Origin of the sequence: Micromonospora sp. WMMC264 (assembly GCF_027497275.1) — a bacterium.
Lineage (GTDB): Bacteria > Actinomycetota > Actinomycetes > Mycobacteriales > Micromonosporaceae > Micromonospora > Micromonospora chalcea.
This window is the reverse complement of the sequence record NZ_CP114907.1, coordinates 234,528-256,234: the sequence shown is the minus strand read 5'-3', so window position 1 is coordinate 256,234 and position 21,707 is coordinate 234,528. Positions and strand designations below refer to the sequence as shown.

14 protein-coding genes and 1 pseudogene are annotated in these 21,707 nt (G+C 73.1%); 8 read left to right on the top strand and 7 right to left on the bottom strand.

Annotated elements, in window-relative coordinates:
- Positions 1–17 precede the first annotated feature (17 nt).
- From O7542_RS01160 to O7542_RS01140, 5 genes are all read right to left on the bottom strand, one after another.
- Entirely contained in the window at positions 18–1,052 is a 1,035-nt protein-coding gene (locus O7542_RS01160; protein WP_281605578.1) for a lactonase family protein, read from the bottom strand.
- Between the two features lie 106 nt (positions 1,053–1,158).
- A complete protein-coding gene (locus O7542_RS01155) occupies positions 1,159–1,761 on the bottom strand; it encodes an ATP/GTP-binding protein (protein ID WP_043328792.1) in 603 nt (200 codons plus the stop codon).
- Positions 1,742–2,131, bottom strand: coding sequence for a DUF742 domain-containing protein (locus tag O7542_RS01150; protein WP_166457027.1), 390 nt, complete (start codon positions 2,129–2,131; stop codon positions 1,742–1,744). Before O7542_RS01150 ends, O7542_RS01155 begins: the two co-directional genes overlap by 20 nt.
- Positions 2,121–2,543 (bottom strand): roadblock/LC7 domain-containing protein, encoded by a 423-nt coding sequence (locus O7542_RS01145; RefSeq protein WP_043328791.1) that lies wholly within the window; start codon positions 2,541–2,543, stop codon positions 2,121–2,123. Before O7542_RS01145 ends, O7542_RS01150 begins: the two co-directional genes overlap by 11 nt.
- Positions 2,543–4,897, bottom strand: coding sequence for a nitrate- and nitrite sensing domain-containing protein (locus tag O7542_RS01140; RefSeq protein ID WP_064447789.1), 2,355 nt, complete (start codon positions 4,895–4,897; stop codon positions 2,543–2,545). The genes O7542_RS01145 and O7542_RS01140 overlap by 1 nt, the downstream gene beginning before the upstream one ends.
- 305 nt (positions 4,898–5,202) lie before the next feature.
- On the opposite strand from O7542_RS01140, the gene O7542_RS01135 reads away from it, so the two are divergent.
- From O7542_RS01135 to O7542_RS01115, 5 genes and pseudogenes are all read left to right on the top strand, one after another.
- A complete protein-coding gene (locus tag O7542_RS01135; RefSeq protein ID WP_064447790.1) occupies positions 5,203–5,820 on the top strand; it encodes a hypothetical protein in 618 nt (205 codons plus the stop codon).
- A gap of 304 nt (positions 5,821–6,124) precedes the next feature.
- Positions 6,125–6,337, top strand: a pseudogene (locus O7542_RS30500) (hypothetical protein); the annotation flags it as partial.
- A gap of 708 nt (positions 6,338–7,045) precedes the next feature.
- Positions 7,046–8,704: a sodium:solute symporter family protein gene (locus tag O7542_RS01125; RefSeq protein ID WP_064447792.1), complete on the top strand. Its 1,659-nt coding sequence runs from the start codon at positions 7,046–7,048 to the stop codon at positions 8,702–8,704.
- Between the two features lie 17 nt (positions 8,705–8,721).
- On the top strand, positions 8,722–9,045 hold the full coding sequence (locus O7542_RS01120) for a hypothetical protein (protein WP_043328786.1): 324 nt from the start codon (positions 8,722–8,724) through the stop codon (positions 9,043–9,045).
- 69 nt (positions 9,046–9,114) lie between these two features.
- Entirely contained in the window at positions 9,115–9,498 is a 384-nt protein-coding gene (locus O7542_RS01115) for a hypothetical protein (protein ID WP_043328785.1), read from the top strand.
- Positions 9,499–9,604: 106 nt separating this feature from the next.
- Here the strand turns inward: O7542_RS01115 and O7542_RS01110 are convergent, their stop codons facing one another.
- Positions 9,605–11,413, bottom strand: coding sequence for a glycoside hydrolase family 6 protein (locus tag O7542_RS01110; RefSeq protein WP_043330970.1), 1,809 nt, complete (start codon positions 11,411–11,413; stop codon positions 9,605–9,607).
- Between the two features lie 709 nt (positions 11,414–12,122).
- On the opposite strand from O7542_RS01110, the gene O7542_RS01105 reads away from it, so the two are divergent.
- Complete coding sequence (locus tag O7542_RS01105; RefSeq protein ID WP_166457025.1) at positions 12,123–13,397, top strand: hypothetical protein; 1,275 nt, start codon at positions 12,123–12,125, stop codon at positions 13,395–13,397.
- 79 nt (positions 13,398–13,476) lie between these two features.
- A complete protein-coding gene (locus O7542_RS01100; RefSeq protein ID WP_069087314.1) occupies positions 13,477–14,304 on the top strand; it encodes a class F sortase in 828 nt (275 codons plus the stop codon).
- Between the two features lie 63 nt (positions 14,305–14,367).
- Here O7542_RS01100 and O7542_RS01095 read toward each other — a convergent pair whose 3' ends face one another.
- Complete coding sequence (locus O7542_RS01095; RefSeq protein WP_166457024.1) at positions 14,368–19,434, bottom strand: NAD-glutamate dehydrogenase; 5,067 nt, start codon at positions 19,432–19,434, stop codon at positions 14,368–14,370.
- Between the two features lie 288 nt (positions 19,435–19,722).
- On the opposite strand from O7542_RS01095, the gene O7542_RS01090 reads away from it, so the two are divergent.
- The gene (locus O7542_RS01090) at positions 19,723–21,690 is read left to right on the top strand and encodes a penicillin-binding transpeptidase domain-containing protein (RefSeq protein WP_166457023.1); all 1,968 of its coding nucleotides are present in this window, start codon (positions 19,723–19,725) and stop codon (positions 21,688–21,690) included.
- The last annotated feature ends 17 nt before the right edge of the window (positions 21,691–21,707 follow it).

The window sequence follows — 21,707 nt, the reverse complement described above, 5'->3', positions numbered from 1 at the left end:
TTTCGGTGACCGTCCGCTCACGGCAAGAAGCAGGTCGGGCTCGCCACCGGCACCGGCTCCCCCGTCACCTCGGGCACGCCGCTGACCGGATCGACCCGGAAGATCCTGATCATGTCGGCCCGCTCGTCGGCGACGTACAGGTGCTCACCGGCGAACGCGAAGTGCCGGGGCCACTCACCGCCGGTGTCGACCTCGGCCACCAGCTCCGGCGCTTCGCCGTCGAGCGCGAAGACCGCCACCGTGCCGACGCCCCGGTTGCCCACGTAGAGGAAACGCCCACCCGGTCCCACGCTCACCTCGGACGGCTGGACATGCCCGGCCCGCCCGCTGGCGTCGACGCGCGCCCGCTCCCGCGGCCCGTCCGGCGTCAGGTCGTACGCGGTGACAGTGGCATCCAGCTCGCCGACCAGCCACGCGCGCCGCCCGTCCGGGTGCCGGGCCAGATGGCGGGGCCCGGTGCCGGGCGGAGTGCTCACCCGGGGCTCCCGGGGCGTCAGCCGGCCGGAGCCGGCGTCGACGTCGTACCGGTAGACCGAGTCGGTGCCCAGGTCGACGGCGAGCAGCGCGCCGCCGGCCGGATCCGGCGAGACCATGTGACAATGCGCGTGCTCCTGCCGGTCGGTGTCCGGGCCGTGCCCCTCGTGCCGGACCAGGTCGGCGCGCTCCCCCGGCACGCCCTCGGCGTCCAGGCCGAACACCGCCACGCTGCCGCCGCCGTAGTTCGCCACGAACAGGTGCCGACCGTCCGGGGCCACCGCCACGTGACAGGGCTCGGCCCCGCCGGACGGGCGCTCGCCCAGCGGCGTGAGGTCGCCGTCCGGCGCCACCCGGAACGCGCCGACCCGGCCGTCCGGCAGCTCGTTGCACGCGTACAGCACCGGCAGCGCCGGATGCCGGGCCAGGAACGACGGCGACGGGGTGACCGCCACGACACCCAGCGGCGTCAGCCCGCCGGTCGCCCGGTCCCGCCGGGCCGCGACGACGCCCTCACCCCGCCCGCCCGTCTCCGCCGTGTAGCCGCCGATGTGGACGATCTCGTCCTGCCCGGTCACCGCTCCCACCTTCCGTCGGTCCTGTCTCCGCCAGATCCAACCAGAGGCTTCCCGGTCAGGCGTCCGATCAGTCCCGCGACGGCCGACGAGATTCGCCGCGGGCGGCTCAGCCCACCGGCACCGGCTCGCCGCGCTGCCGCGCCACGTGCTCGACCAGCGAGATCAGCACCAGCTTGCCGGACTGCCGGTCCCGGGCGTCGCAGAGCACGAGCGGGACGTCCGGGTCCAGGTCGAGGGCGTCGCGCACCGCCTCCAGGCCGAACCGCCGGGAGCCCTCGAAGCAGTTGACGCCCACCACGAACGGGATGCCCCGCTGCTCGAAGTAGTCGATGGAGGGAAAGCAGTCGGCCAGCCGCCGGGTGTCGGCGAGCACCACCGCGCCGAGCGCGCCGAACGCCAGCTCGTCCCAGAGGAACCAGAACCGGTCCTGACCCGGGGTGCCGAACAGGTAGACCTGCAGGTCGTCGTTGATGGTGATCCGGCCGAAGTCCATCGCCACCGTGGTGGTCGCCTTCTGCTCCACCCCGGAGACGTCGTCGGTGTCGAGCCCGGCGCCGGTGAGGACCTCCTCGGTCTGCAACGGCCGGACCTCGCTCAACGCGCTGACCAGCGTCGTCTTGCCGGCCCCGAAGCCACCGGCGATGAGGATCTTCAGAGCCAGCGGCACCTGGGGCGCCCCCGGCTCCCGGTCATAACGCACGGAGTCCACTGACCACCGCCTTGAGGATGTTGTCGTCGGGCAGGTACGCGGTGGCCGGTGGCCGGTGCACCGCGACGAAGCCATGGGCGAGGAGGTCGCCGAGCAGCACCCGCACCACGCCCACGGCGAGGTCCAGGTCGGCGGCGAGGTCGGCCACGGCCTTCGGCCGGCGGGCCAGTTCGATCAGCCGGCGATGCTCCGGCTGGAGGCCGGGCGTGCCGGTCGGCTCGGCGTCCGGCGTGGCGAGCACGAAAGCCAGCAGGTCGAAGCCGTCCACCGGCGGGCGCACCCGGCCCCCGGTGAGCGTGTACGGGCGCACCACCGGACCGGCGTCGGCGTCCAGCCACTCGTGCTGCGGCCCGGGCGAGTCAGCGCGCATCGGCCGGCCCCCCGCCGCTGCGGGCCGGCGCGGCCAGGTTCTCCCCGACCCGGATCACCAGCATCGCCATCTCGTACGCCACCAGGCCGATGTCGGCGTCGGCGTCGCTCGCCACCGCCAGGCAGGCGCCCTGTCCGGCGGCGGTCACGAAGAGATAGGCCGACTCCATCTCCACCACGGTCTGGCGGACCGCGCCGCCGCCCAGGTGCCGGGTGGCGCCCTTGGCCAGGCCGGAGAAGCCGGACGCCAGCGCGCACAGGTGCTCCGCTTCGCTGCGGTCCTGGTCGCCGGAGGCGCCGAGCAGGAGCCCGTCCGCCGAGAGCACCACCGCCCGGCGTGCGGCGGGCACCCGCTCCACCAGGTCGTCGAGCAGCCAGTCGAGATCGGCGTTCTGCCGCGTCGTGTACACCACTAGGCGTCCCTCTCAGTCGCGGTTCGGTCCTCCGCCACCGGCAGGGCGGGCTCCACGGCCGGCCCCGACGTGGCGGACGGCGTACCGGTGTCAGGCTTTTCGGTGGTGGCCGGATCGGCGTCACCGGCCGGGTCGGTGGCGCGGGCGCCGTCCCGGCGACCCCGCGCGGTGCCCGCCTGCAACGCCGACATGGCCCGGCGCGCCTCCTCCGGCGTGCGGTACGCCGGGGCGTCCACGACCGCCGCGCGCGGACGCGCGGACGCGCCGCGCCGCCGGATCCGGCGTGGCAGGCCGTCGCCGTCGGTGGGAGGCTCCACGGTCGAGGCGCGCGCGGACTGCAACGGGACCACGGTGCTCTCCGACCGGTCCCGTCCCGGCCGGTTCGGGCGCCCCGGACGCGGCACCGTCGTCAACCGGGTCACCTTGGCCAGGCGCCGCCGCTCCGGCCCGGCGGGGCCGTCCGTGCCCACCGGCGGCTCGTCGGTGATCAGATCCGACGGTACGAACACCGCGGCGACGATCCCGGCCGGACGGGCCGGCCGCAGCTCCACCCGCACGCCGTGCCGTGCGGCCAGGCGCGCCACCACGAACAGCCCCAGCCGGGCGCTGCCGGCCGGGTCGAACTCGGGCGGCTCGGCCAGCTTGCGGTTGGCGGCGGCCAGGGCCGGCGCGGACATGCCCAGCCCCCGGTCGGTGATCTCGATGGTGTAGCCGCCCGGCACGGTCCGGCCGGTGACGTCCACCCGGGTGCCCGGCGGGGAGTACGCGGTGGCGTTCTCGATCAGCTCGGCGAGCAGGTGGATCACGTCGCCGACGGCCCGGCCGAGCACCCCGGCCGACGCCACCTCACCCACGTCGACCCGGTCGTACGCCTCGACCTCGGAGATCGCGCCGCGCATCACGTCGACCGCGGCGACCGGCCGGCGCCAGCCCCGCCCGGGCGCGGCGCCGGCGAGGATGACCAGGTCCTCGGCGTGCCGCCGGAGCCGGGTCGCCAGGTGGTCGACCTGGAACAGTCCGGCCAGCTCGTCCGGGTCCTCGGTACGCCGTTCCAGCCGGTCCAGCAGCGCCAACTGCCGGTGCACCAGGCCCTGGCTGCGCCGGGCGAGGTTGAGGATCACCTCGTTGAACCCCCGGCGCAGGGTGACCTCGTCGATCGCGGCGCGCACCGCGGTACGCCGCACCTCGTTGAACGCGCGCGCCACCTGGCCGATCTCGTCGCCGCCGTGGTCCAGTTCGGGCGCCTCCCGGGCGACGTCGACCTCCTCGCCGCGGCGCAGCCGGGCGACCACGTCGGGCAGCCGCTGCTCGGCGACCTCGGTCGCGGCGGTGCGTACGCCGGTCAGCCGCCGGGCCAGCGACCGGCCGACCCGCAGCGCCACCAGCACGCAGACGACGATCGCGACGAGACCCAGCACACCGGCGGCGGCGAGCTGGACGAGGATCCGGGTGGCCATCGGCACCGACCGCTCGGCCAGGGCGTCCGCGCCGCGCAGCTCGAAGTCGCGCAGGCTCTGCCACACCTCGGCGTGGCCGGCCTCCCAGCCGGCCATGTCGAACCGGGCCGGCAACGCGGACGAGCGGATCAGGGTGTCCTGGAGCGCGCGCAGCTTGACGAACCCGGCGCCCTCGGTCAACCGCTGGTACGAGGTCCGTTCCTCGGACGGCAGCTCGGCGACCGCCGTCTCCGCCAGGAAACGCTGGTTCTCCAAGGTCCGGACCAGCTGCTCGTGCTCGCCGTCGGCGTACCGGCCCGCGATGACCGCGCCGGCCAGCAGCGCGTCGGCCTGGCCGAGCAGCTCGCGGGAGCGGCCCAGCGCGGTGAGCGCTGTGGCCTCCCGGTTGAGCTGGGCGTCGGGCAGCGCTGCCATCGCGCCGAACGCCTGGAACGCCGAACCGATCATCCCGCTGTAGAGGCCGACGGCACCGGACCGGTCCACCTTCCGGTCGTCGATGAAGGCGCGTCCGGCGGGCAGCGCGTCCAGTGCCGAGACCAGCTGGTCGAGGCGGCCGTCGAGCTGCTCGTCGGCGACGTCGCGCAGGGCCTTGCCGTCGACCTTGCGGCGCAGCTCGACGATCGCGTCGTCGGTGCGTACGCGCTGTTCCGCCAGGGCCGGCAGGGCGCTGCGGCCGGCGAGCTGGACCACCGACAGCCGTCGCTCCCGTTGCAGCTCCGCCACCACGCGCTCGCCGGGACGGCCGAGGTCGTAGAGAAGGGTACGGGCGGAGAGCAGATCGAGCGCGGGCCCGAAGGTGAGCGTGGTGGCGAAGATCCACAACGCCAGCAGCCCGGTCACCGGGCCGATGACCAGCGCGGTCAGCTTGGCGCGGATCGGCCAGTCACGGGTGTTCAATCAGACCTCGCCCGGGAAGGTGTCGCTCGGTGGCGCCGGCAGCGGCCGTCACGTTCGCCGGCCACGACGCCGGGCCCCGGCCCGGACGCCTTGGGCAGGATACGTAATCCGGGGCGGATGCACTACCGGCCGTCTCGGCTCTCACTACGGTCCGAGACGGGCACGGCGGGCGCAGTCGGACACCGGACCGGCACCGGACGGCGGTCGCGACACCGCTCCTTATTTCCCGACCGGGGCGGAAAGTGCCGCGCAACGGGATTGGCGATCACCCGCATGAGGGAATACCAGCGGGCGAAGGAGGAGCCATGTCGTCCACCCAGGTAATCGTCATAGTCATCGTCGTCCTCGTCATCGCCGCGCTCGCCGCGTTCGCCGTGGTCGCCAGCCGCCGCCGGGCGCTGCGGGAGCGTTTCGGCCCGGAGTACGACCGGGTCGTCGCCGAGCAGGACAGCCGCGGCGCGGCCGAACGCGAGCTGCGTGAGCGCGAGCGCCGGCACGCCGAACTGGAGCTGACCCCGCTGAGCCCGGAGTCCCGGGCCCGCTACGCCGCCGCCTGGGAAGAGCTGCAGGTGCGCTTCGTCGACTCGCCCGCCGAGACCGTCGGCGAGGCGGACGAGCTGGTCAGCCGCCTGATCGCCGAGCGCGGATACCCCACCGGGGACTTCTCGGACCAGATCGCCCACCTCTCCGTCGAGCACGCCCGCACGCTCACCCACTACCGCGACGCCCACGAGATCCGGCAGCGCAACGAGCGCGGTGAGGCCGGCACCGAGGACCTCCGGCAGGCGCTCGTGCACTACCGGGCCCTCTTCGCCGACCTGCTCGGTGAGGACCCGGTGCCCACGTGGACGCCGCAGCCGGAGCAGCGGGAGCAGCCGGAGCAGCGCCACCCCGACCACGACCACGACGTCACGAGCCGCTGAGGAGGCCGCCGCCATGCGCCAGGAAGAGCAGCAGGTCACGCAGGACCACCCCGAGGCCGTCCGGTCCGCGCCGGTACCGGTGCCGCAGCCGGGCGACCACGCCGGCCCCGGCCGGCACGACGCCGACCGGGCCGACGTGCCCGAGGACGCGCTCGACGACCGGGGCACCTTCGACGACCCGGCCGTCGCCGACGACCGGCACGACGACGGGACCGGGGCCCGGCACGACGACGAGGTCGACGAGACCCGCGCGTACGACGCCGGCGAACTGAGCGACGCGGCCGACCGTACCGACGACGGGCGCGACGACGACGGGCGTCCGCCGTTCCACGAGCCGGCGCCGCTGCCGACGGCGTTCGGCGCGGCCACGGTGGGCGACGCGGTCGCCGCGTCGGCGCTGGCGAGCGGCCGTCCGCAGGACGAGCGCGACGCCCGCGACGAGGACACCGCGGTGCCGGGCGACGGCGCGCCGGGCCGGACCGACCCGCTGGACGACGAGCGGGCCGATCCGACGGCCGGGGACCGACTGCACGACCGCGACCGCTGGGACGCCGAGCACGCCGACGGCGACGCGGCGGTCGACGGCGACGCGCGGGCCAACGGTGTCGTCCGGGACGACGCGGCGGCCGACGGCGCGGTCGGGTACGGCAGCGCCGAGCCGGGCCTGGTCGACCCCGACGCCGAGCCGGTCCCCGCGGCCGACGAGGACGCCGACCGGCGCCACGACCACGTCGACGCGGGCACCGCGGCGGCGGGCGCGGCAGCGGCCGGCACGGCCCTGGGCGGGGCGGACCGGCCCACGCCGGGCGCGGTACCGGCCGACGCCGCGACGCTGTTCGCGCCGGAGGCGGCGCAGGGCTTCCGGGACCGCTGGCGCGACGTGCAGCTGCGCTTCGTGGACGACCCGCGCGCCGCGGTCGGCGAGGCCGAGTCGCTCGTCGAGGAGGCGATCGAGGCGCTCTCCACCGCCCTGCGCGAGCAGCGCACCCGGCTCGGCGCGTGGCAGGAGTCCGGCTCCACCGACACCGAGCAGCTCCGGGTGGCCGTGCGCGGCTACCGCGACTTCCTGGACCGCGTACTGGGGCGCTGAGGCCCGCCGCAGGGCCCCACCGAGCCCCGGCCGGCGACCCGGCCGGGGCTCCGTCGCGCCCGGACCGGCCAGCAGGCATGAAACTTCGCAAACGGGGTACGTGCGGGCAGCGGTGCACACGAGGGGAGCACGGGCATGGGCGGCGGCGGCCTGCGTCTGGACATGAACGCGGTGGACTACCTGATCCTCGCGCTCTATTTCGTCACTGTGCTCGGCGTCGGTTTCGCCGCCCGGCGCGCGATCCGCACCAGCGTGGACTTCTTCCTCTCCGGCCGATCGCTGCCCGCCTGGGTCACCGGCCTGGCGTTCGTCTCGGCGAACCTGGGCGCGCTGGAGATCATCGGCATGGCCGCCAACGGCGCCCAGTACGGCATCATGACCGTGCACTACTACTGGATCGGCGCCGTACCGGCGATGGTCTTCCTCGGCATCGTGATGATGCCGTTCTACTACGGCTCCAAGGTCCGCAGCGTCCCCGAGTACCTGCGGCTGCGCTTCAACCGCCCCACCCACCTGCTCAACGCGATCAGCTTCGCGGTAGCCCAGGTGCTGATCGCGGGCGTGAACCTCTACGCGCTGGCGCTGATCATGCAGGCGCTCCTCGGCTGGCCGCTCTGGTTCGCGATCATCGTCGGCGCGGTGATCGTGCTGGCGTACATCACCGTCGGCGGGCTCTCCGGCGCGATCTACAACGAGGTGCTCCAGTTCTTCGTGATCATCGCCGGTCTGGTGCCGATCACGGTCATCGGGCTGGTCAAGGTCGGCGGCGTCAGCGGTCTGATGGACGCGGTCCGCGACTCCAGGCTCGGCGAGGCCGGCCTGCACGCCTGGGAGGGCACCGGCAGCACCGGCAACCCGCTCGGCGCGCACTGGCTGGGCATCGTGTTCGGCCTCGGCTTCGTGCTCTCCTTCGGCTACTGGACCACGAACTTCGCCGAGGTGCAGCGCGCGCTGTCCGCGCGGAACATGAGCGCCGCCCGGCGTACGCCGATCATCGCCGCGTACCCGAAGCTGCTCATCCCCGCGGTCACCGTGATCCCCGGCCTGATCGCCCTGGTCACCGTCAAAGGTCTGGGCGCCGACGACGGCGACCTGGTCTACAACAACGCGATCCCGCTGCTCATGCGCGACCTGCTGCCCAACGGCGTGCTGGGGATCGCGGTCACCGGCCTGGTGGCCTCGTTCATGGCCGGCATGGCGGCCAACGTCAGCGGGTTCAACACCGTCTTCACGTACGACATCTGGCAGGCGTACTTCCGGCGCAACGAGTCGGACGAGCACTACGTGAAGGTGGGCCGGCTCGCCACAGTCGGCGCGGTGGTGATCGGCATCGGCACCGCGTTCATCGCGGCCGGGTTCAGCAACATCATGAACTACATCCAGGCGCTCTTCTCGGTGTTCAACGCCCCGCTCTTCGGCACCTTCATCATCGGCATGTTCTGGCGGCGGATGACGCCGCTGGCCGGGTTCTGGTCGCTGCTGTCCGGCACCGTCGTGGCCACCGCCACGTACCTGCTCTACAAGGGCGGCGTGATCAGCTTCAACTCGGACCTGGAGGAGAGCTTCTGGGGCGCGGGCCTGGCCTTCGCCACCGTCGCGGTGGTGGCCGCGATCGTCACGCCGCTGACCCGGCCGAAGACCGACGACCAGCTGACCGGGCTGGTGTACGGCCTCAGCGACACCGCGCTCGCCGACGACTCGCTGGCCGGCGACGCCGCCTGGTACCGCTCCCCGGTGCTGCTCGGCGTCGTCGCCGTGATCCTCGCCGCCCTGTTCTACATCCCGGTCTTCTAGAGGAGGGGACGCACGCCATGACAGACGACGCGGACCGCAACTACCAGGGCGGCGAGGCGCACGACCCGCTCGTCGACGAGACCGAGGACGCCCGCGAGGCCCGCTCGGCGGCGGCCCGGCTGTTCGACATCCGCCGGGTCATCGGCGGCCTGTTCGTCGCGTACGGGCTGATCGTCGGCCTGATGGGGCTCTTCGACACGTCCGCCGAGATCGACAAGGCACAGGGCCTGCGGATCAACCTGTGGGCCGGCGCGGCGATGCTGGTGTTCGGCCTGCTGATGCTGCTCTGGCAACGGCTGAGCCCGACCGAGACGCCGGAGCCCGGCCACGACGACGCCTGACCGTCCGCATGGCGCGGCCCGCACCGGGTACGCCCAGGGGATCACGCGAAGGGACAGGAGGGCAGCAGCATGACCGATCGTGACCGCGGTGGCGAGCGGCCGCTCGAGGAGACCCCCGAGGTGGCCGCGGCGGTGGACGACGACAGCACGGTGCCCCAGTTGCGCGCCGGCGGCGTCGACCCGGACAACCCCACCTTCACCGAGCCCGACGGCGCGGTGGCCGACACCGGCTCGCCGAACATCATCGGTGACCCGTACGCGGCCGGGACCGGCGCGACCGGCACCGGCACGGGCGCGGCGCCGGACGGCATCCGTACCGGCGCCGAGCAGCCCTGGGACCCGGAGGACCTGGTGATGGCCCGGGGCCAGGACATGACGCCGGAGAACCTGGAACGGGCCCGCCACGACCTGCACGAGCTGGGCCGGGCCGCGATCGAGCGTACGGTTCCCTGACCCGGACGCCCGAGGGCCCCTGGTCGACGTGGGCGTCGACCAGGGGCCCGGGGAACCCGCGCGGGCGGTGCCTCACTCCCGCCGCCGCGGGTGGTACGGCCGCGGCTCAGGAGAGCGGCGGGTACGCGTTCTGCATCAGCTGCTGGAACTGGGCGGCGAACCACGCGCCGGAGATCGGCGCGTCCGGCAGGGCACCGGACATGCTGTTGCCGTTGCGGGCGTTACCGGTGTAGGTCGGGTCGCACATCCGGTCGAAGCCCTTGCCCTCGTTGTTCGGGATCTCCTTGCTGGAGCCGTCCGACTCACCCGGGGGCTTCACCCAGACGTAGGCGTCGATCCCGGGCTCCGGGTTGGCCTGCGGCCGCTCGCCGAGACCCGCGCCGGCCTGGTTGCACCAGTTGCCGGTGTGGAAGCGGCGGTCGACCCGGCCACCGTCGACGTAGGCGTCCACGCTGGTCGACGGGCCGGGGCCGGTCGGCCGGGCGGAGCCGCCCCAACCGTTGCGGGAGGTGTCGATCAGCATGCCGATGTTGCTGTCGAAGCCGATCGAGACCAGCTTCTGCCGGAACGCCTGGGCGAACGACAGCTCGTCGAGGTACTGGTTCCAGTCGGCCCACTTGGACTGCCGCACGGTCTGGCCGTTCACCGTGTCGGTGATCTTGACGTACGGCTCCTTCAGCGCGGAGTAGTTCGCCGTGTTGACGATGAAGCCCGCCACGTTGGCGACGGTGCTGCCGGAGGCGACCGCGGCGGCCTTGAGCTGGTCGGCGACCGGGCCGAAGTTGCTGTCCCAGCCGATCCAGCCGTGGTGGGCGGCGTCGATGTAGTTGTAGACGTTGCCGATCGCACCCAGCTTCGCCAGGGCGTAGCCGACACCGTTCACGTACGCGCCGTTGGCCTTCACCGTGTCACACATGACCGTGCCGCCCGCGTTGCCCGAGGTGTTGGTCACCAGGTTGGGCAGCGAGTCGATCTCGATGATGTTGACGATGCGCAGGTTCCGGTACTTCGAGTCGCCCTGGATCGCGGCGATCGGGTCGATGTACTCGGCCTTGTAGCGGGGCAGCTCGTCCGGGCCCAGCTCGCCGTTCGAGGCGAGCGCCGAGCAGTCGCGGCCGGGCAGGTTGTAGATGACGAACTGGATGTAGCCGGCGCCCTGGGCGAGCGCGGCGTCCAGGTGGTCACGGACGCCCATCGCGCCGTTGGAGCTGCTGTCCGGCGTGCCGTTGATGGCGGCGATCCGGTCGATCCAGACCGCGGTCGGGTTGTTCGACACCCGGTTGCCGCCGGACACCGACTCGGCCTTGGCCTTCCACTCGGGGTTCACGTACCCCTTCACCCCGGCGTACGGGTTGTCGACCCGCTGCCCGGGCGGCGGCTGCGACGTCGGCGGGGTCGACGTCGGCGGCGTGCTCGTGGGCGGGGTGCTGGTCGGCGGCGTGCTGGTGGGCGGCGTGCTCGTCGGCGGGGTGCTGGTGGTCGGCGTGCCGCCGTTGCAGACCGTGCCGTTCAGCGTGAACTGGGTCGGCTTGGGGTTGCTGCCGCTCCAGGAGCCGTTGAAGCCGATGGTGGTGCTGGCGCCGCTGGCGAGCGCCCCGTTGTACGACTCGTTCTGCGCGGTGACGTTCTGGCCGCTCTGGGACCACCGCGCGGACCAGCCGTTCACCACCCGCTGCGAGCTGTTCGGGAAGGTGAAGCCGAGGTTCCACGAGGTGAGCGCGTCACCGATGTTCTTGATGGTCACGGTGCCGGTGAATCCACCGGGCCAGTCGCTGGTCGTGTAGGTCACGCTGCACTGGGTGGCGGCCTGCGCCGCGGTGACCGGGAGGGTCACCAGTCCACCGGCTACCAGGACGCCGGCGCTGGTCAGCGCGAGCGCCCGGTTCCGGCCGGACAGCCTTCTCCACAGATTCATGCCACTGATCTCCTTGGGCGAGACCGGATCCGCGTACGGCCCGGCGCAAATGGCGGCGGCGGTCGCCCTGCGGGAACGACCGTGCGCGCCACTGGTTACTTCGGGGGACGCCCGACCCGGACGGGCGTTGGGGGTGGTGGTGCCGACCGGTCCGCAGGACCGGCCGATGGAGCCGGACGTCGGCCGGTCAACCGGCTGCCCTCGACGCCTGAGCTCGCGGTGTGGCTCCCCGAACCGCGTGCAGCGATTCTTGCATGGGAGCGCTTCCATGGCAATGCCTCGATGCGCCTCGCGGCCCACCCTACCGCCCGCCCCGACCCCGCCCCGCTCACCGCGCGCCCGGACCCCGCTACACCAGCCGGGCTCGCCGGCAACCACCCGCGGCCACCACCTCGCCGCGCCCCCCTCACGCCGGGCGGCGGACCGTCCCGCCTCCGCCTCGCCGGGTGGAACGCCATGGGTGTCAAAACGGCCAAATGACACCCATGGCGTTCCACCCACCGGCGGAGGCGAGACAGTCGGGAACCGTACGAGCGGGATCCGGGTCGCGGGGTCGCCGAAGTCGGGCCGATCGGCGCGCGGAGGCGGGGACAGCGCGGACACGCCCGATCTCGACAAACTCCTAAAAGCGAATCTTTCCCCGAATAAGTCGCGAAAAGGTCTAGCGTCGGCCTTAGCTCGACTGACGTCGGGCTCAGGACGAACAGGGATGGAGACGCTGGTCATGGCTAAGAAGATGCTCGGGAAGGTGGTCGCGGGCGCTGCCCTCGGCGGCGCCGGCCTTCTCGTGTTCACCCCGGGAATGGCCTACGCGGGCGGGCACGACGAGGGCAAGGTCATCGCCAAGCCGCACGTGGTGAAGGCGGGGGACACCGTCGAACTGCTCGCGATCTGCTCCGAGCCGCAGCAGCACGCCACCGTCTGGTCGAAGGTGACCGGCAAGGTCGACCTGCGCCCGGCCCGCGACGGCGAGCACGGCGACTGGGCCGACCGGGGCGGTGACTGGGGCGGCGACCAGGACTGGGGCTGGGACGACAAGGGCCCGGACGGCAAGGACGAGCACGGCAAGGGCCCGGACGGCAAGGACGACCACGGCAAGGGCCCGGACGGCCGCGGCGAGCCGGGCGGGGACGAACACGGGCCGGGCGGAGATGGGCCCGACGGCAACGGGCCGGGCGGCAACGGCCCGGGCGGCAACGGCCCGGGTGGCAACGGGCCCGGCGGCAACGGCCCGGGTGGCGACGGCATGCCGCAGCCCCCGGCGGACCAGCCCCAGCCGCCGGCCGGCCAGCCGGAAGGGCAGCCGCAGCCGGGCGGCGCGGGGGCCGGCGCGGCCGTCGACCCCGGCGACTGGCAGGGGCACGACGAGTACGGCCAGGACGCCGAGCCGGGCTGGGAGAAGGAGAAGCCGGGCGGGCCGGACTGGACCAAGGACGCGCACGGCCCCGACGGCAAGGAACAGCACGGCAAGGACGCCAAGGACGAGCACGGCAAGGACGACCGTGGCGGCCGGCCGGACGACAAGGGCAAGGACGGCAAGGACGAGCACGGCTCCTGGCAGGGCGGCAAGAACGACTGGCAGGAAGGTAAGAACGACTGGCCGGGCGACAAGAGCGACTGGCCGGGCGACAAGGACGACTGGCAGGCGAGCGGAGGCGCCTGGCAGGACGACAAGGGCGACTACGGCAAGGACGCCGAGCGCGACTACGGCAAGGACGGCTGGGAGCACGGGAAGGACTTCGTCTACTACGGCGAGGCCACCGTCTCGCACGACGCCCGGCCGGGCCGGTACGAGTTGCGGGGCTCCTGCGGTGAGGGCGAGCTGGTGGTCCTGCCGCGCGGTGGGGTCGACGGCGGCGACGGCGGCATGACGACCACCGGCGTGGACCGTACCCTCGCCACCGGTGGCGCGGGCATGATCGGCGCCGCGGCGCTGGGCGGCCTGGTGCTGCTGCGCCGGCGGCGGGCCGGTGACCTGGTCTGACCGGACGACGACCCGGGCCGGCGGCCGTCACGGAAGTCCGTGGCGTGCCGCCGGCACGGCCGTCGTCGTCCTGCTCGCCATGGCCGGGGCCGGTCTGATCGGCGCGTCCGTCCGGACCGTCCCGCCACCGTCCCCGCCGCAGCCGCTCGGGCAGGCGGCCCCGGTCACCACCGGCCCCCAAGCAGACCCGGACGCCGAGGGCCAACCGGGGCCGGACGCCGAGGGTCAGCTGACGCCGGACGGCACCGGCCTGCCGACGGCGGACGCCGCCGGGGGCGCCGTCGGCCCCGCGACGCCCGGCCCGACGACCGGCCCACCCGGCGCCGCCCCGGGCACCGCGGCCGCCCCGGGCACCGCAGCCGCCCCGGGGGCCGCAGCGGTCCCGGGCGCTCCGGCAGCAACGGGCCCAGCGGGCGCGACGAGCCCGAACGGCGCCGCCCCGGCTCCACTGCCCCGGTCCGCGCCGACGACCATCTCGATCCCCCGTATCGGGGTGCGGGCCGAGATCATGTCGCTCGGCACGAACCCGGACGGCACGGTCCAGGTGCCCCCGCTGGACCAGGCCATGAAGGCCGGGTGGTACTCCCCCGGCGCCAGCCCGGGCGAGGCCGGCAACGCGGTGATCGTGGGCCACGTCGACTCCGCCCAGCTCGGCCCGGCGGTGTTCTTCAACCTCGGCGCGCTGGTGGCCGGCGACACGATAGTGGTCACCCGGCAGGACGGCAGGTCCGCCACGTTCACGGTGCGCGAGGTCGGGTCGTACCCGAAGACCGCCTTTCCCGCCGCGCAGGTCTACGGTCCGTCGGCCGTGCCCGCCCTGCGCGTGGTGACCTGCGGCGGGGTGTTCGACCGCACGGCCGGAAGCTACCTGAACAACATCGTCGTCTACGCCCCGATGACGAGCTGAGGCGGAAACGGCGGTGGCCCGGTGGTCGGTTCCCCGACCACCGGGCCACGCTCGGTTGAACGGTCAGGCCGCCGCCGAGGTCCGGACCAGGGTACGGATCTGGCGCAGCAGCACCGACAGCGCGGACAGGTCGGCGCGGGACTCGTCGAACTCCCCCATCGCCCGGTGCGCCCGGTGGATCGAGGTGGCGTTCGCCTGCTCCCATTCCTGCACCCGCTCCACCGGCGGCACGTCGTCCGGGGTGGAGCCGAGCACCTCGGCGGTGAGCGCGGCCAGCGCGGCGTACAGGTCGTAGCGCAGCGCCATCCGGGCCAGCGTCTGCCACCGGTCCTCGCGCGGCAGCAGGGAGATCTTCGACAGCAGCGCGTCCACCCGGAACCGGTCGGAGAGCACGAAGTAGACCGAGGCCACCTCGCCCACGTCCCGCCGGGTCGCCTGCGCCGTCTCGACGATGTCGAGCAGGCCGAAGCTGTACATCAGGCGGGTCGCCTGCTCGGCCAGGTCACGCGGCAGCCCCCGGTCGACGAGCGACTCGATGTGCGCCGCGATGGCCTCCCGCTCGGTGCCCCAGAACCGGTGCTCCAGGTCCGGCAGGAGCTGGGCCACGCCGCCACGCAGCCGGTCGATCTCCGCCGGCACGTCGATCGGCGACCGGCGGTTGGTGACCAGCCAGCGCACCGCGCGGTCGAGCAGCCGCCGGGTGTCCAGGTAGACGGCGGTCTGCAGCTCGGGCGAGACCTTGTTGTCCAGCGCCTCGACCGCGTCCCAGAGGTCACGCAGGCCGAACACCTCGCGGACCACCACGTACGCCCGGAGCACGTCCGCCGCGGAGGCGGCCGTCTCCTCGACCACCCGGAAGACGAACGAGATGCCGCCCCGGTTGATCGCCTCGTTGACCAGGACAGTGGTGACGATGTCCCGGCGCAGCCGGTGCCGGCCCATCCGGTCGGCGAAGCGCTGCCGCAGCGGCGTCGGGAAGTAGTTGACCAGGATGTCGGTCGTCCACTCCTCGTCCGCCAGGCCCTCGCCGACGATCTCGCGCTCCAGCACGATCTTCACGTACGCGAGCAGCACCGCGAACTCCGGCGCGGTCAGCCCGCTCTCGGTGCGGACCGCCAGCTCCTCGTCCGACGGCAGCGCCTCCAGGGCCCGGTCCAGCGCGCCGGACCGCTCCAGGTCGTTGATCATCCGCCGGTGCACCGGGAGCAGCGAGGCGGCCTGGGCCTGGGCGTTGTTCAGCGCCCGCGCCTGGTCGTAGTTGTCCCGCAGCACCAGCTCGGCGACCTCGTCGGTCATCCGGGCCAGCAGCTCGTCACGCTCCGGCCGGTCCAGCTCCCCGTCGGCCACCGCCGTGTTGAGCAGGATCTTGATGTTGACCTCGTGGTCGGAGCAGTCCACACCGGCCGCGTTGTCGATGAAGTCGGTGTAGATGCGGCCGCCGGTCGAGGCGTACTCGATCCGGCCCTGCTGGGTGAAGCCCAGGTTGCCGCCCTCGCCGACCACCCGGCAGCGCAGGCTCTTGCCGTCCACCCGGATGGCGTCGTTGGACTTGTCGCCGACCTCGGCGTTGGTCTGGCTGGACGCCTTGACGTAGGTGCCGATGCCGCCGTTCCAGAACAGGTCCACCGGCGCGGTGAGGATCGCCTTCATCAGCTCCTGCGGGCTGAGCTGCGTGACGTCCTCGTCGAGGCCGAGCACCGCGCGGACCTGCGGCGAGATCGGCACCGACTTCGCCGTACGCGAGTGGACGCCGCCGCCTTCGGAGATCAGCTCGCGGTCGTAGTCCTCCCACGACGAGCGCGGCATGTCGAACAGCCGCTTGCGCTCCTCCCACGACCGGGCCGAGTCCGGATCCGGGTCCAGGAAGATGTGCCGGTGGTCGAACGCGGCCACCAGCCGGATGTGCTTCGACAGCAGCATCCCGTTGCCGAACACGTCGCCGGACATGTCACCGACGCCGACCACAGTGAAGTCCTGCGTCTGGGTGTCGTGCCCCAGCTCCCGGAAGTGCCGCTTGACCGACTCCCAGGCACCCCGGGCGGTGATGCCCATCTTCTTGTGGTCGTAGCCGGCCGAGCCGCCGGAGGCGAACGCGTCGCCCAGCCAGAAGCTGTGCGCCTCGGAGATCTCGTTGGCGATGTCGGAGAACGTCGCGGTGCCCTTGTCGGCGGCCACCACCATGTACGGATCGTCGCCGTCGTGCCGGACCACGTCCTCGGGCGGCACGATCTCGCCGCTGACGATGTTGTCGGTGACGTCCAGCAGCGCGGAGATGAACTCCTTGTAGCAGATCACCGCCTCGTCCCGGTCGCCCGGCTTCTGCTTGAGCACGAAGCCGCCCTTGGCGCCGACCGGCACGATCACGGCGTTCTTCACCATCTGCGCCTTGACCAGGCCGAGCACCTCGGTCCGGAAGTCCTCGCGCCGGTCGGACCAGCGCAGGCCGCCGCGGGCCACCGGCCCGTAGCGCAGGTGCACGCCCTCGAACCGGGGCGAGTAGACGAAGATCTCGAACTTGGGCCGCGGCGCGGGCAGGTCCGGGATGGCCTGCGGGTCCAGCTTGAACGCCACGTACGGCTTGGGCCGCCCGCCCACCGGCTTCTGGTAGAAGCTGGTGCGCAGCGTGGCCTGGATCAGCGTCAGGTAGGCCCGCAGGATGCGGTCCTGGTCGAGGCTGGCCACCTCGTCCAGCGCCTCGCCGATCGCGTCGACCAGCTCACCGCTGCGCTGCCGCCGCTCGTCGAGCGTGGTGGCGCCCGGGGCGAACCGGGTCTCGAACAGCTTCACCAGCAGTTCGGCGATCTGCGGGTACGCGATGAACGTCTGCTCCATGTACTCCTGGGAGAACACGGTGCCGGCCTGGCGCAGGTACTTCGCGTACGCGCGCAGCACGACGACCTGCCGCCAGGTGAGCCCGGCCCGGAGCACCAGCTCGTTGAAGCCGTCCACCTCGGCCTCGCCCCGCCAGGCGGCGGCGAAGGCGTTCTCCACGTGCGGACGTACCTCGGCCAGGTCCTGGTGCCGCTCGGGCAGCTCCAGACCGAAGTCGTAGAGCCAGATCCGGCCGTCGACGCGCTCCACCTCGTACGGGTGCTCGTCGACCACCTTCACACCGAGCGAGTGCAGCACCGGCAGCACGGCGGAGAGCATCATCGGCTCGCCGTACCGGTAGACCTTGAACCGCACGTCCATCGCCTCGTCGGCGTCGGCGGCGCGGGCGGCGTACGGACGCGGCGGCGCCTGCTTGCGGAACAGGTGCATCTCCAGCTGGCCGGGCTCCTCCAGCAGCTCCAGCTTCGCCAGGTCCTTCATCGCCTCGTACGGCGTGTGCCCGTCCTTGTAGCCCTCCGGGAACGCGTCGGCGTACCGGGCGAACAGGTGCTTGGCCTGCTCGTCGCCGAGCTTGCGTTCCAGCACCAGCCGGTAGTCGTCGTCCCAGAGGCGGGTCGCGTCGGCCAGCTCCTCGGCGAGCAGGTCGGCGTCGATGTCACCGGGCGGGTTGTTCGGGTCGGTCCGCACGATGAAGTGCACGCGGGCCAGCATCGACTCGGTCACCCGGGTGGTGTAGTCGACGCCGACGCCGTTCAGCTCGCGCAGCAGGATGTCCTGCATGCGCAGCCGGTTCTGCGTGGTGAACCGGTCCCGCGGCAGGTAGATCAGGCAGGAGATGAACCGCCCGTACGCGTCGCGGCGCAGGAACACCCGCAGCTGCCGGCGGCCTGCCATCCGCAGCACGCCGATCACCGCGTGGTAGAGGTCGTCGGTCTTGATCTGGAACAGCTCGTCGCGCGGGTACGTCTCCAGGATCTGCAACAGGTCCTTGCCGGAGTGGCTGCGCAGGCTCAGGCCCGAGCGGTCGAGCACCTCGGCGACCTTGCGCCGGACCACCGGCAGCTCCTGCACGCTGGTCCGGTACGCGGCGGTGGAGAACAGGCCCAGGAAGCGCCGCTCCCCGACCACCTCGCCGGCCTCGTTGAAGATCTTGAAGCCGATGTAGTCGAGGTACGCCGAGCGGTGCACGGTGGCACGCGAGTTGGCCTTGGTGATGATGAGCAGGCGCTTCTCCAGCACCTTCTCGTGCGCCTCGGGCGTCATCGAGTTCAGCGACCGGGCCTCCGGCGAGTCGGAGCGCAGGATGCCCAGGCCGGTGCCGAGCACCGCCTCCAGGGCCTGCCCGCTGCCGCGCGCGCCGTCGGCGTCGACCAGGCGGTACTCGCGGTAGCCGAGGAACGTGAAGTGGTCGTGCGCCAGCCAGCGCAGCAGCTCCACCGAGTCGGTGATGTCCTTTTCCGGCACCGGCGGGCGGTTGTCCGACGTCCGGGCGGCGGCCAGCTCGTCGGCGAGCGCGAGGGCCCGCTGCCGCATCTTCGGCCAGTCCTCGACCGCCTCGCGCACGTCGGTGAGCACCCGCTGCAACTCGCGGCGCAGCGCCTCCCGCTCGGCCGGGTCGCGGACCGGGTCGATCTCGATCCGCATCCAGCTCTCGACCAGGTCACCGGCGATGGCGTCGTCCGGCTCCACGTCCGCCGAGACCTCGGTGAGCCGGCCCAGCGGCTCGCGCCGCACCACGACCAGCGGGTGCACCAGCAGGTGCACGTCGAGGTGACGGGAGTTGAGCAGGGCGGTCACCGAGTCGACCAGGAACGGCATGTCGTCGGTGACGATCTCGACGACCGTGTGGTGCTGCTCGGCGTCCGGCTCGTGGATGCGCAGCTTCAGCTCGCCCGGAACCCGCTGCTGGGCCAGGTCCCGGTGGGCCCGGGCCGCCTCCAGCATCTCCTCGGCGGTGAAGCCGATCAGCTCCTCGTCCGGCGCGAACCGCCAGAAGCGGTCCACGAGTGTGGCCGCGTCGTGGTCGTCGCCGGCCAGCGCGACCGCCTGGGCGACCAGCCGCTCCGCGTTGGGAACGGGCTCGTCCAGCTCGGCGTCCTCCGACTCGTCGGCCAGTGCCTGCGTAGGCAGGCCCAGGTCGTAGAGGGTGTCGATGCTGGAACCGGTCATCCCGGTCACTCCTGTGTCGAGACGGCTGAAACCGTCCCCGTCGGTCGCCGAATCGAAGCTGTCGTCGTCCCGGCCGGTGTCAGCCTGCCGGAGGTCGGGTCCCGGTTTGATCGCCGGACGCCGGTCCATCGGTGCCACTCCCCTCGACCCACCGCACTGTGGGTCACTCTGCCGCCCAGCCTAGGCCCTACCGCGTGGTACCTCCCGCGGCGGACCACCGGCCGGACGTCCGGATCGGGACTCTGTCCTTTCACCCGTTGCGGGTTCGTGGTCGGCCGCCCGCGGAGTACCCCGACTGGCGATGTTCATCACACTGCCACACGGGGCTTTCCGCGCTGCCGGAGGCCGTGGCGGGGCGGTGGCGAGCGCCGGGCCGTACTAGCGTGCAGGGCAGTTGAGCACCGGAGGGACCGCTTCATGCCCGTGTCGTACCCCGTCCGCCCCAGCCGTCACACCCGTCGTCGCCTCCTCGCGGGGCTGGCCGCCGCCCTGGTCACAGCGGGCGCGCTGACCGGATGCTCCGGCGACGACGGCCCGGAGGCGGCCGTCGAGGCGTTCCTCGGCGGCTGGCGCTCCGGCGACCTGCAGGCGGTCGGCTTCATCCAGCCGGCCGGCGGGCGGGTGGCGGCCGGCGAGGTGACCAAGCAGCTCCAGGCGCTCGCCGGTGAGCTGGCCGCCAACCCGCCGGAGTTGACGCGCACCGGCGAGATCACCACCAAGGGCGACGTCGCCACCGCCCGGGTCAAGGTGAGCTGGGCGCTGCCCGGCGGCGCCCGTTGGGCCTACGAGAACCCGGTACGCCTCAAGCGCGGCGGCGACGACCAGTGGCAGGTGATCTGGGAACCGGCTGTGGTGCACGAGAAGCTGGAGAGCGGCGACCGGATCGCGCTGCGGCGGGAGCCGGCGCAGCGCGCCGGCGTGCTGGACGCCGCCGGCCAGCCGATCGTCGCGCCGCGCCCGGTGGTCCGGGTGCAGGTCGTTCCCGGCGAGGTCACCGACGTGCCCGGCCTGGTCAAGAAGCTGGACGCCGCGTTCAAGGCGATCCGGCCCGCGCTCAGCCCGCCGGTCGACCTGGGCGACCTGCCCAAGCGGCTCAAGGAGGCGAAGCCGGACGGGCTCGTCGAGGTGGTGACGCTGCGTGAGGACGCATACCGGCAGATCAAGCCACGCATCTACGAGCTGCCCGGCACCCGGTTCGCGACCGACCAGCTCATGCTGGCCCCGACGCGCGAGTTCGCCCGGGCGCTGCTCGGCTCGGTCGACCAGGCCACCGCCGACGACCTGCAGGCCCACCCCGAGCGGTACGCGCGCGGCGACCTGGTCGGCCACGGCGGCCTCCAGGGCCGGTACGACGAGCGGCTGCGTGGCGTCACCGGCGTCACCGTGATCACCGAGCGGACCACCCCGGACGGCAAGGTCGAGCCGACCGGCACGGAGCTGTACCGCGCCGACCCGAAGCCCGGTCAGCCGGTGAAGACCACCATCGACGTGGCGACCCAGAACGCTGCCGACGCCGCGTTGCGCGGGCAGACCCGCCGCTCCGCGCTGGTGGCGCTGCGGATCAGCGACGGCGCGGTGCTGGCCGCCGCGAACGGTCCCGGGGCGGCCGGCGAGAACCTCGCGTTCACCGCCCAGGTGCCGCCCGGCTCGACGTTCAAGATGGTCAGCGCGCTCGGCCTGCTCGACCGGGGCGCGGTGACCCCGCAGACCACTGTGAACTGCCCGAAGACGGCGACGGTCGAGGGCCGCAGCTTCAAGAACTCGGACAATTTCGAGCTGGGCGCGGTGCCGTTCGCCACCGACTTCGCCAAGTCCTGCAACACCGCGTTCGTGGCGCTGGCGCCGAAGCTCGGCCCGGACGGGCTGGCGCAGGCCGGCCGTACGCTCGGCCTGGAGGCCGCGTGGGATCTCGGCGCGGACGCGTTCACCGGCAAGGTCTCCGCCAACGGCCCGGCCACCGAGCAGGCCGCCGCCGCGATCGGCCAGGGCACCACGCTGGTGAGCCCGCTGGCCATGGCGAGCGCCACCGCGGCCGTGGCCCGGGGCAAGTTCGAGCAGCCCAAGCTGCTGCTCGACCCGGCGCCGGCCAAGCCCGCGCCGGCCGGCGAGGCGCTCAAGCCGGAGTCGGTGGCGGCGCTGAAGTCGCTGATGCGCGGGGTGGTCACAGCGGGCAGTGGCAGCGCGCTGGCGGATGTGCCCGGCGAGCCGGTGCACGGCAAGACCGGCACCGCGGAGTACGACAACAACCCGGCGAACACGCACGCCTGGTTCGTCGGGTGGCAGGGTGACGTGGCCTTCGCCGTCTTCGTCGAGCAGGGCGGGGCGGGCTCGAAGGTGGCGGCGCCGATCGCCGAGAAGTTCCTGCGGGGCCTCGCCGCGAGCTGAGCGGGGTCCTGCGCCGC